The following is a 9828-nucleotide window of genomic DNA, read 5'->3' as shown; positions in this document are numbered from 1 at the left end:
GACTTTCTGTTTTACATCTGGGCCGAGATCTTGTTTTCCGTTAAGTAACATATCATGTGCCCATTTCCCGAAATTTTTCCAGTCCGTAAGGGAGCCACTATGGTTATAATATGAAATCCTTTCTGGAACTATGTTTACCTGAATATTCAGATCCTGAAAATGATGGGTGAATTCTTCTTGCTTCTTTGCTTCAAGATTAGTAACCTCCCATTTCAGGGTCGTAAAACCTTCTTTTTCGGTTTTTAATCCTGTACTTTCAATATTTTGCGTATGGATGCGTATCTTTTCTAAGGTTGGGTAAGTAAATGAATAACTACTTTGTTCGACGGAAACTTGTGGGTGATAGTCTGGAGACCAATTTGGTATCATCAGATTTTGAGAAAGTTGAATTTCATACTCAAATTCAAGGGTGTAAGGGTATTGTGGAGCGTCATTGCTGTAATATTTTAGTCGGGTATCGGAAAACATTGAAAATCCATCGGCCGCGCTTACGTCGTTAAAATCTTTAAGACTCAGTTTTTTTATTTGGCGACCAAATTCATCATATACAGCACCTTTCGCGGTTTTTATTTTTGAACTTTTATCATAATACAACGGTATATATGCGAAAAATTCGCCGTTTTTGTTGTGAATTGTGATAGCTTTTTTTACTTTATGACGAACATCATCTGGGGCATACATGATGACTTCCTCGGATTCATACCGAACGGTCATCGCAGCTCGATTTTTTAGTTGATCAGGTATTGATTCGACCACAAATTTATTTTGTGCGCGACAGATTGTTGAGAGTGCGATAAGGCAACCCAGCAAAAATAATTTCATAATAACTGGCGTGTTTGATTATCCAAAGTTACAAATTCAGTTTGTTAGATTAGTAGTTTCTCATGAGATAAGGAATCTTTTTTTCTATTTATGCAACCGATTGTTTTTGCCTTTGGGAATAAAATATTTATATTTGGTTTAATCAAGCTAAGTCATGGAAAGAAGAAATTTTCTACAAAATGCAGCGGCACTAGGTGCATCTGCAGCATTAATGGGATCCTGCAGCACAGCAGCGACCTCGCAATCTACAAATACTGAATTTGTGTCAGGGAGAATATTGCATACCGTTTATTTTTGGCTGAAAGAAGGTATAACAGAGCAAGAGGAACAAGATTTCCTTCTGTTTTTTGAAGAGCTTAAAAAGATTCCAGGAATACTGGCTTTCCACGTCGGCAAACCCGCATCCACAACAAACAGAGATGTGGTTGATAATTCCTTTCAATACAGCATATTTGTCTTATTTAATTCGATGGAAGAGATTAATGTATATGAAAAACATCCCGATCATCTTGCGGCGGCAGAAAAATTTAGCAAATACTGGACGAAGGTAGCAGTACGTGATAGTCAATTTGTTTAAGATATCGATTATTGGATAATACCGACTCCTTTATAAACGGCTTAAGTAGATAAAAAAGTGTGGAGTGCCTCCTCAGGTTATGAGGAGTTTTTTCTTTAATCACATTTACCAGGCCTTATGCCCGATAAAACCTAGATAGCACTAGTGAATTTTATGAATTGTATATAACGAAAGGGGTTACCTCTTTTTTGAGGGATATCTTTTATCCCTCAAAAAAGAATATCTTTCTTCTTTTTTTATGAAATATTTCTTTCAAGACGCTGTATACGTGCTCTATTTTTACCATCTACTCGCGATGCGACAGCCCAGATAGCAGCAGGTAGCCATCCAATTAAAGTGATTTGTAAAATAAGGCAAAGAATCCCTGACAATATTTTTCCACGGAAAAAGAAGGAAAGCCACGGTAGGAGGACTGCTATTAATATCATTTTAGTATTTATTGTAATTCAAGTTAAATATTATTTGTTTGATAATTTATTTTTCGATTTTATTGATTTCATCAACTTGATGTTCAAAAATAATGTTAATATCGAGGATTAAGGCGATTATTACCCCTGCAATAACAAGAAACGGTAGTATGCATGTAATAATGAGTGCAATGATTAAGGGAAGAGACGCGTATTGTTTCCCTGACTTTGCAACTAGCTTCAGGTTTGTTTTGTTCAGTTTGCTGAAGACACTGTTGAGAAATTGAGAGATACTCTCGAAGTTGATGTTAAATGATGAGCTATTTTTCATGATCTATTATTTTTTTGATACATCAAAGATAGAATGAAAATATTCCATAGGGGAATGTAAATAGGTAAACTTAGAATACTTCTCGGTTAAACGCTGCGATGTTTCGGTGAAATTCCGGATTACGGATAAATTGAAACTCGCGGACGACAACATAACATCGTTCTAACATACTTGATCGTTCTAACATACTTGCGGCTTTTCAGCTAGAATCGGTTTCTGATGGTTGTTATCGCTGGTTGTTGTTAACAAGATGCCAGTCAATAAGTCTCTGGTGATGCGGTATTCAGGGTAAAAATCAGTGGTTCAGGGAATAATCTTATTTTATGTTGTTTGAATAAAAATGGATATTACGGCCAAGAGGAACCTTTTTTCTTCCACCTATCAACGGAACTCTCCAGATGCATATCAAACGACACCAAGTGTGAGACGCGGTGTCGTTTGATCAATATCGTCAATAGTTTAGCCTAGGGAAGATAAACTGTCTTCTAAGATTTTTATTTTTGTCTCGGCGTCCGACTTTTTATTTTTTTCGTTTTCTACGATTTCTGGCTTGGCGTTCTGTACAAACCGTTCATTGGATAGCTTTTTCTCCACACCGACTAGAAAACCTTTTAAATAATGTATTTCTTTACTAATCCGGTCTTTCTCCGCTTCGACGTCAATGTTATTTTCTAAGGAAACAAAACATTCTGTTTTTCCGGCTAAGAAGCTTACTGCGCCTTGTACTTTTTCATTTACCAGTGAAAAGTCAGCTACGTTGGCAAGTTTCACAATACTTTGTTCATACTTAGTGAAATCTATTGAGCTTGTACTAATCGCCAGTGGCAGGGCTACTTTTGGTGAAATACCTTTCGTATTTCGTATGCTACGTATCTCAGAGATTATTTGTTGAACGATTTCAAACTCTTTGACAATATTTTCTTGGTATGAGAGAACGGATGGGTATGGAGCAACAATGATGCAGTCCTGCGTATCGGCTCTTTGGAAAATTTCGTCATGCCATAATTCTTCAGTCAAAAATGGCATAAATGGATGGGCAAGTGTCAGAATTTTTTCGAAGAACACTTTCGCTGTCTCTAAGGTCTCATGTTCAATCGGGGACTGGTATGCTGGCTTTATCAATTCCAAATACCAGGCACAGAAATCATCCCAAATAAGTTTATAGGTGGTCATCAGCGCATCAGACAATCTATAATTTTCAAAGTGTTCGTCGATTTCTATTACCGCTTGGTTGAATCGGTTTTCAAACCAGGTTGCAGCAGTTTTTTGTGCATTGGTTGATGGTGCTTGAATGACTTCCCACCCTTTGACCAAACGGAAAGCGTTCCATATTTTATTTGCAAAATTTCGTCCTTGCTCGCAATAGGAAATGTCAAACATCAAGTCATTTCCTGCCGGAGAGGATAGTAACATTCCTACGCGTACACCGTCTGTACCGTACTGTTCCATAAGTTCAATTGGGTCGGGAGAGTTTCCCAGAGACTTGGACATCTTTCGACCTAATTTGTCACGTACAATTCCAGTAAGGTATACATTTTTAAAAGGGGGTAACTTTGTATAGTCGTGTCCCATGATGATCATTCTGGCAATCCAGAAAAATAAGATTTCTGGCGCGGTAACCAAGTCATTGGTCGGATAGTAGTATTTGAATTCAGGATTATCCGGATTGCGTACTCCATCGAATACAGACATCGGCCATAATCCAGATGAAAACCAAGTGTCCAATACATCCTCCTCTTGGCGTATTCCTTCCGTGGATTTGCCTTGACTCAAGAATTCCGAAATAGCTTCCTGTTCGGTCTTAGCGATAACCCACTCATTGGACAAATTGTACCATGCTGGGATACGATGCCCCCACCAAAGTTGGCGCGAGATACACCAATCCTTGACATTTTCCATCCAATGTTTATAAGATGCGAAGAATTTATCTGGAATCAATTTGATTGTTCCATCTTCCACGTAATTAAGTGCTGGTTTTGCAAGTTCTTCCATCTTGCAAAACCACTGCATGGATAATTTTGGTTCTATAGCCGCATCTGTTCGCTCGGAGAATCCCACCTGGGATTTGTAATCTTCAATTTTTTCTATTTGCCCAACTTCTTCCAATAATTTTGCCACTTTTTTACGCGCGATGAACCGATCTTCACCAATGAGTATTTGAGCTTTTTCGTTTAGCGTACCATCGTCATTAAGGATGTCGATCACAGGTAGGTTGTGTTTTTGTCCCAGTTCGTAATCGTTTAGATCGTGAGCAGGTGTTACCTTCAAACAACCAGTACCGAATTCCCGTTCAACATAGGTATCTTCAATGATTGGAATTTCGCGGTTAATAAGAGGGACGATAACGGTTCTCCCTTTAAGATCACTGTAACGTTCGTCATCAGGGTGGATACATATCGCTGTATCAGCCATAATCGTCTCTGGGCGCGTTGTAGCAATAATGATAAAACGATCACTATTTTTTACTTGATAACGGATATAGTACAGCTTCTGGTTAACTTCTTTCCGGATTACTTCTTCATCGGAAAGTGCTGTTTTGCCTTGCGGGTCCCAGTTAACCATACGAACACCTCGATATATATAGCCCTCTTTGTAGAAGCGAATAAATGTATCAATAACGGATTCGGATAGGTCAGGATCTAGTGTGAATTTAGTCCGTTCCCAGTCACATGACGCACCCAGTTTTTCCAACTGCTTTAGAATAATACCGCCATATTTCTCTTTCCAGACCCATGCGTGTTCCAAAAATTTCTCCCGAGTTAAAGATTTTTTATCTATCCCCTGATCCTTAAGCATAGCAACAACCTTTGCTTCAGTCGCAATGGATGCGTGGTCTGTCCCAGGTACCCAACAAGCATTTTTCCCCTGCATACGTGCCCTACGAATTAATACGTCTTGTATGGTATTATTCAACATGTGGCCCATATGTAACACTCCCGTAACGTTCGGCGGAGGCATCACGATTGTATAAGGTTCTCTATCGTCAGGAGTGGACCGAAAAAAACCGTTGTCTTTCCAATATGAATACCACTTTTCTTCTGCTTCTTTTGGCTCGTATGTTTTAGCTATGCTCATTTTATTAAAAAATCAAATACAAAAATAGACATTTGGTTAGAGTTTTAGGAAGAATATAAGGAATAAAATGTTGATGAAATGACGGTGCTTCCAAGTAGTTATTGTTAAATAAATGTATTTTTGCCGTTAATTTTTAGTAAACAGTTTATTAATATTGAGATATTCCAATGAAAGATAAGGCCGCTTGGCGAGTAAATTTGATATTCCATTGCGTAGTGTTTGGTTATTGGCTAGCATTATCTTTGGTTGATCGATTGGTTTTTTCTTTCAGCGCTATGCCCCAAATTGGTAAGCCACAGGAACTGGTATATGCTTTTTTATACGGCTTACGAATGGATTTTTCTTTGGCCGCTTATTTATCTATTTTTCCTTTCTTGTTCTCGGTTCTGCAGCAGTTATGGATTAAACGACCTGTTTCTATATGGATATTGAGGGCTTATGTGATGGTGGTTACATTTCTATTTGCAGCGATCACCGTTGGAAATATTCAATTATATAGCGCTTGGGGAGAAAAGATCAGTAAACGTGCTGTTTCCTTGGGATGGAGCGCTCTTGGGGGCGTATCTAATTCTATTGATCTGATTATGGTGGGTTCGGGTATACTTGTGTTGGCGGTATACTTTTTTGTAGCTCATTATTTCTATCATTTATTTGTTGTCCCCAAAGCTAAATATCGTGCTCAACGTTTGTCAGGTACTATTTTTGCTCTCGTTGTCGGGGCAGGCCTTCTTTTTACATTTATTAGAGGGGGATACGGGCGTGCTGCTCTCAATCCGAGTGCAGTTTATTTCTCTGAAGACAATACAGTAAACCATGTTGCTGTAAATACCTATTGGGCATTTTTAAAAGATTTAACGAAAAGCACAAAACAAAACCCATATCAATTTTTACCGCAAGAAACAGCGGTCCGATTGACTGCGTCTGCCACAACTTATGATCCTACTAGTGTTGATAAGATATTACACACTTCTAGGCCAAATGTTATTTTAGTCATATTAGAAGGGGTGGTCGCTCAAGTTTTTGAAGATTTGGGTGGTGAAAAAGATATCACCCCTAAAATGAGCCTATTAATGGATGAAGGGATTTCTTTCCGATCTGCTTATGCCGCTGCCGATCGGTCCGATAAAGGAATTATCGCTCTACTCAGCGCATTCCCTGCACAGGGACCTGAAAGTATAATTAAGTATATCCCCAAACACGAAAAATTATTGTCGATTACGCAATTGTATGATTCGTTAGGCTACTCAACTTCATTCTACCATGGAGGACAGAGCGAGTTTTATAACGTGAAATCCTTTATGTATACCCATGGAGTTAAGCGAGTTGTAGATATGATGAACTTTCCGCCCGATGCACAACGAAATTCTTGGGGCGTTTATGATCATGTTGTCTCGAATCGGATGTTAGCAGATTTGAATGCAGATAAGAACCCCTTTTTCAGTATTTTTTACACCTTAGTAAATCATGAACCATTCGACCTGTCACCTAGCTATAAATTCGGAAACGACAGCAAAGCGAATGCTTATCGAAGTACAGCGTACTATACGGATACCATGCTTAATGCGTTTATCGAACGGGTTAAAAAGCAGCCTTGGTATAAAAATACGATAGTGCTGGTGACTTCCGATCACGGTCATTTTTATCCGCAGGAAAAGTATGGATTGGAAGATCCTGCTCGATACCATATTCCGCTTTTCGTTTTTGGTGGCGCACTGAAGAAGGAATATCGTGGAAGAAAAGTCGACGCTGTCGTAAGTCAGCTAGATGTTGCAAGCACATTGGCGGGATTTGTGGGAAATTACGGACACGAGTTCCCGTTTTCACAAAATCTCTTTGCTTCAAAACGTAGCCATATGGCGTTTTATAACTCTAATAACACTTTCGGCGTGATAGCACCTGAGGGGGCTGTGAGTTACGATATCCAAGGGAGAAAAATTGGTTATAGTACTTTCGGATTGAATAGTCAACAGGAGCGAGATAGCTTGCTGCAATATGCTCAAGGTTACTATCAAAAGGTCTTTCAAGATTTTTTAAAATATTAAAATGAGAAACGTTCTATCACGAAATCTGGCCAATACATTTCTGATATTGGCAATACAATTCCTTTTGTTACTCGTGCTCTATGCGCTGATGCGGATGGGGTTTTATTTTTATAATCATACTTTGTTTCCCCAAGTCGGTGTGTTGGATCTTTCAATTATGTTAGGCGGAGGAGTATTATTTGATATTGTCGCTTTACTTTATCTCAATATACTGTATATATTATTGCAGGTTATCCCTTGGAATTGGAAATATAATTCGGGCTATCAGCGTGGTGCACGATTACTCTTTATAGTTACCAATAGCGTTGGAATAGCCGCAAATTTGATCGATTTCGCATATTATCCGTTTACCTTAAAGAGGACAACGGGTACCTTCTTTACTCAATTTTCTCATGAACAGAATATAGGAAGTTTATTTCTTGATTTTACGTTAGATTATTGGCCGCTGGTCTTTGTATTTTTTATTGCGGTGTTTGTATTGTCAAGGATCGCTCGGATTGCCGTGCCTGAACAACCAAAGATAATGGGATGGAGATTCTATAGTGTTCACTCGATTTTACTTTTATTAGTAGCTTTTCTGTTTATTGGTGGTGTTCGTGGGGGGTGGGCGCACAGTACCAGACCAATTACGCTAAGCAATGCAGGTGATTTCGTAAAAACGCCGGAGGAAATGAATATTGTATTAAATACGCCGTTTAGTATTTTAAAGACATTGAAAGCGGTGGCTTTGAAACCGGTAAATTACTATTCTAAAGACGAGATCAATAAAGTCTACCCCGTGATTCATAGACCTTCCGACACGGTAACGTTTCGTAAGATGAACGTTGTCTTTTTAATCTTAGAAAGTTTTGCTAAAGAACATGTCGGTGCTTTAAATCACGATATTCAAGGTGGAAATTATCGCGGTTATACGCCATTCTTAGATTCACTTATTCAAGCGTCTTATACTTTCAATAGGTCTTATGCGAATGGTCGTAAATCTATTGATGCTTTGCCATCGATTATTTCTGGTATTCCATCAGTCGGTGAGCCTTTCGTTTTATCCATTTATTCCGGGAACAAGACTACGAGTATTGCGGAATTATTGGGGGCTGAAGGTTATCAGACCGCTTTTTTTCATGGCGCACCCAACGGAAGTATGGGATTCTCGGCTTATGCTAAACTTGCGGGTATTAAACATTATTTTGGTAAAACTGAATATAATAATGACAAGGACTTTGATGGTATATGGGGAATCTGGGATGAACCTTTTATGCAATTTATGGCGAAAAAACTAGGAGAGTTTCGCGAACCATTCTTTGCTTCGTTTTTCTCCCTATCCTCACACCATCCTTTTAAAGTGCCAGCAGCCTACGCGGGAAAATTTCCTAAAGGGCCATTGCCGGTTCAAGAGCCTGTGGGATATACTGATTATGCGCTACGGCAATTTTTTGAACGCGTTAAACATTCGGACTGGTATGATAACACGTTATTTGTTATTTGCGCGGATCATGCAACAGTAAGTTATCTTCCTGAATATAATACTGCATCGAATGCTTTTGCGATTCCAATAATTTTTTATCATCCAGGCGGACAATTGAAAGGAATGTCGGACAAATTGGTTCAACAAATAGATATTATGCCAACAGTTTTGCAATATATCGGTTTTGATAAACCTTACTTTTCTTTTGGTTTTGATGCTCTCTCGAAAGACCGAAACAATTTTTTGGTAAATAATATAGGTGGCGTGTATAACTTCTTTCAAGGAGACTATTACATGAGTCATGATGGCGATAGGCCGATCTCTCTGTTTAATCTTAAAGTAGACCGTTTTGAGAAAGACAATTTAGTCAGCAAACTCCCGGCAACCGTAAAGGAAATGGATGGGCAGTTAAAAGCTTTTATTCAACAGTATAATCGACGTATGATTGATAATGACCTGGTGGCCCCTTGATAACCCACGGCTAAGTTGTTGCAAATATTATGTTTGTTCGGCATTTAGAAAAAACATCGGGATTTTAATTTTGTATGTTAGTGTTTTAACAAGACTTCTAGAAAACAGTGCTTTAAAAAAGCTTTTACGTGTATAACTCACCAGTAATATATCAACGTTTTCTTTTTTTGACAGTTCCGCTATACATTCTGGAATTGGATTTTTGTAGTCCAGTCTGTTAGTCATTTCTATTGAATTAAAAGTGATATTTTCAATGTTGGTCTCTTCGATTAGCTGATTTTTCCAAAAGGTAATATCAGCTTCAATAGGATGTTCTTTATTCTCCCAAACGTGAAGTAAGCTAACTTTCATGGCAGGCCCTGTTCGAGAAGTAAATGTCTTTAAAAGCGTGCGTTCATCGGGTTTGAAGTTTGTTAACAGGCCAATTTTTTGTAATCGAAAAATATTGGTTTCATGAGGGACAGCAATTACGCCGATCGGTGATTTTTGGATAATTTCAAAGGTATTACTACCAATCAGTTTTTCTGTTAGGCCACTGACTCCATTAGTTCCCATAACAACAAAACTAATTGGATTATCGCCAATAAGTTCAAGAATAATGTCGCTTAAATTGCCCTGTATACAAGCCCTGCTTATAGAAA

8 protein-coding genes are annotated in these 9828 nt (G+C 38.4%); 3 read left to right on the top strand and 5 right to left on the bottom strand.

What is annotated here, in order from left to right; all coding sequences use genetic code 11:
- The coding region (locus HP439_RS15450) for a DUF3857 domain-containing protein (RefSeq protein ID WP_172391236.1) at window positions 1-822 on the bottom strand (822 nt) is incomplete at its 3' end.
- A 154-nt stretch (window positions 823-976) separates the two neighbouring features.
- Here HP439_RS15450 and HP439_RS15445 point away from each other — a divergent pair.
- On the top strand, window positions 977-1399 hold the full coding sequence (locus tag HP439_RS15445) for a Dabb family protein (protein ID WP_172391237.1): 423 nt from the start codon (window positions 977-979) through the stop codon (window positions 1397-1399).
- 236 nt (window positions 1400-1635) lie between these two features.
- On the opposite strand, the gene HP439_RS15440 is transcribed toward HP439_RS15445, so the two are convergent.
- The 3 genes from HP439_RS15440 to HP439_RS15430 all read right to left on the bottom strand — a co-directional run bounded on the left by HP439_RS15440 (window position 1636) and on the right by HP439_RS15430 (window position 5212).
- On the bottom strand, window positions 1636-1827 hold the full coding sequence (locus HP439_RS15440) for a YqaE/Pmp3 family membrane protein (protein WP_172391235.1): 192 nt from the start codon (window positions 1825-1827) through the stop codon (window positions 1636-1638).
- Between the two features lie 46 nt (window positions 1828-1873).
- Window positions 1874-2137 (bottom strand): DUF4342 domain-containing protein, encoded by a 264-nt coding sequence (locus tag HP439_RS15435; protein WP_172391234.1) that lies wholly within the window; start codon window positions 2135-2137, stop codon window positions 1874-1876.
- Window positions 2138-2596: 459 nt separating this feature from the next.
- Window positions 2597-5212 carry a valine--tRNA ligase gene (locus tag HP439_RS15430; protein ID WP_172391233.1) on the bottom strand — a complete coding sequence of 872 codons (2616 nt, stop codon included), beginning with the start codon at window positions 5210-5212 and terminating at the stop codon, window positions 2597-2599.
- Between the two features lie 167 nt (window positions 5213-5379).
- On the opposite strand from HP439_RS15430, the gene HP439_RS15425 reads away from it, so the two are divergent.
- Together HP439_RS15425 and HP439_RS15420 are read left to right on the top strand one after the other, a co-directional pair.
- Window positions 5380-7254, top strand: coding sequence for an LTA synthase family protein (locus HP439_RS15425; RefSeq protein WP_172391232.1), 1875 nt, complete (start codon window positions 5380-5382; stop codon window positions 7252-7254).
- 1 nt (window position 7255) lies between these two features.
- Window positions 7256-9187, top strand: a complete 1932-nt coding sequence (locus HP439_RS15420) for an LTA synthase family protein (RefSeq protein WP_172391231.1) — start codon at window positions 7256-7258, stop codon at window positions 9185-9187.
- Window positions 9188-9214: 27 nt separating this feature from the next.
- Here HP439_RS15420 and HP439_RS15415 read toward each other — a convergent pair.
- On the bottom strand, window positions 9215-9828 hold a 614-nt coding region (locus HP439_RS15415), incomplete at its 5' end, for a universal stress protein (RefSeq protein ID WP_172391230.1).

It is taken from the genome of Sphingobacterium shayense, from assembly GCF_013179575.1.
Taxonomy (GTDB): domain Bacteria; phylum Bacteroidota; class Bacteroidia; order Sphingobacteriales; family Sphingobacteriaceae; genus Sphingobacterium; species Sphingobacterium shayense.
Note: the sequence above shows the minus strand (reverse complement) of the source record. Positions and strands in the feature narration are given on the sequence as shown.

Coding starts and splice junctions, on each gene's coding strand:
- HP439_RS15420 (WP_172391231.1), top strand. CDS start 7,256: ATGAGAAACGTTCTATCACGAAATCTGGCCAATACATTTCTGATATTG.
- HP439_RS15425 (WP_172391232.1), top strand. CDS start 5,380: ATGAAAGATAAGGCCGCTTGGCGAGTAAATTTGATATTCCATTGCGTA.
- HP439_RS15435 (WP_172391234.1), bottom strand. CDS start 2,137: ATGAAAAATAGCTCATCATTTAACATCAACTTCGAGAGTATCTCTCAA.
- HP439_RS15440 (WP_172391235.1), bottom strand. CDS start 1,827: ATGATATTAATAGCAGTCCTCCTACCGTGGCTTTCCTTCTTTTTCCGT.
- HP439_RS15445 (WP_172391237.1), top strand. CDS start 977: ATGGAAAGAAGAAATTTTCTACAAAATGCAGCGGCACTAGGTGCATCT.
- HP439_RS15430 (WP_172391233.1), bottom strand. CDS start 5,212: ATGAGCATAGCTAAAACATACGAGCCAAAAGAAGCAGAAGAAAAGTGG.